We start from the raw sequence: 1,485 nt of genomic DNA, 5'->3' as shown, positions 1-1,485 counted from the left end.
GGCTTCTTCCAGATGGGTCGGACGAACCGTTTCCTCGGCGATCTCGCGCAGGGCGACGACCGGATTTTTATCGCGATCGCGATCGACGGTCAGATCCGCCCCGCCCGAAATCTGACGGGCCCGCTGCGCCGCGAACAGCACCAGATCGAAACGGTTGGGAATCTTGTCGACGCAATCTTCGACGGTGACGCGCGCCATGCGTGTGTCCTTCGCAAATAATGCTGGGATGAAAGCGTGCCGCCTAACAGCAAAGGGCGGTGAAGTCAAAAGCCTTGGAGCTTGCAACGCCCCTGTCATCTCGATCGTTACGTTTTCGACCGCATGTCACGCCCGAAAGGAGCCCGCCGCATTTCCGCCCCCCATCCGCCAGAGCAACCCGGTTTTCAGGTCGACGGCAACCGGCTGACCCTGCTCGACACGGGGCCAAGGCGGCTGGAGGCGGTGCTGGCGCTGATCGACGGCGCGCGGACCTCGCTGCGCATCCTGTATTATATCTATGCCGATGACGCGACGGGGCGGCAGGTGCGTGACGCAATGATCGCCGCCGCACGCCGGGGCGTGACCGTGTCGGTGATCGTCGACGGCTTCGGCGCGGGCGCGGATGAGGCGTTCTTCCGGCCGCTGGTCGAGGCGGGCGCGCGGCTGTCCCGGTTCGAGCCGCGCTTCGGCCGCCGCTATCTGCTGCGCAACCACCAAAAGCTGGCGCTGGCGGATGCCGAAGGCCCCTCCCCCTCGATCATCATCGGCGGGTTCAATATCGAGGATGATTATTTCGGCACCCCCGCCGACCAGAGCTGGCGCGATCTGGGCCTGCTGGTCGAGGGACCGGCGGCGGCGCGGATGGCGGGCTATTTCGACGCGCTGTTCGCCTGGACGGAAAATACCAAGGGGCGGCTGCGCGACCTGAATAAGGCGCTGGCACATTGGAGCGAGTCGAGCGGTCGGCTCCGCTGGCTGATCGGCGGGCCGACCCGGCGGTTGTCGCCCTGGGCGCGGACGGTGCGCGACGATATGCGGCGCGGGCGGCGGATCGATGTGATCGCGGCCTATTTCACCCCCAGCCCCACCATGCTGCGTCGGCTCGATCGGGCCGGGCGGCGCGAGGCCGAGGTGCGGATCGTCACGGCGGGCAAGTCGGACAATGAGGCGACGATTGCGGCGGCGCGCTTCACCTATGCGGGCCTGCTGCGCAAGGGCGTGCAGATCTTCGAATATCAGCTGACCAAGCTGCACACGAAATTATACGTCATCGACGATGCCGTGCATGTCGGCTCGGCCAATTTCGACATGCGAAGCCTGTTCGTGAATCTGGAGCTGATGCTGCGGATCGAGGACACCGACTTCGCCGCGCATGTCCGGTCCTACATCGACGGAGAAGTCGCCCGGTCTGAGGCGATCACGCCGGACTGGTATAAGCGCCATACCGGCTGGTTCCAGCGGCTGCGCCAGTTCGCCGCCTATCTGCTGATCGCGGTGATCGATCCC

2 protein-coding genes are annotated in these 1,485 nt (G+C 65.5%); one reads left to right on the top strand and one right to left on the bottom strand.

What is annotated here, in order from left to right; translation table 11 throughout:
* On the bottom strand, window positions 1-198 hold a 198-nt coding region (gene rpoZ, locus U1700_RS14465), incomplete at its 3' end, for a DNA-directed RNA polymerase subunit omega (RefSeq protein WP_332753396.1).
* Between the two features lie 123 nt (window positions 199-321).
* Between rpoZ and U1700_RS14460 the strand changes: the two genes are divergently transcribed.
* The coding region (locus U1700_RS14460; protein WP_332753395.1) for a phospholipase D-like domain-containing protein at window positions 322-1,485 on the top strand (1,164 nt) is incomplete at its 3' end.

The sequence above is a fragment of the Sphingomonas sp. RB1R13 genome (assembly GCF_036663775.1).
Lineage (GTDB): Bacteria > Pseudomonadota > Alphaproteobacteria > Sphingomonadales > Sphingomonadaceae > Sphingomicrobium.
Note: the sequence above shows the minus strand (reverse complement) of the source record. Positions and strands in the feature narration are given on the sequence as shown.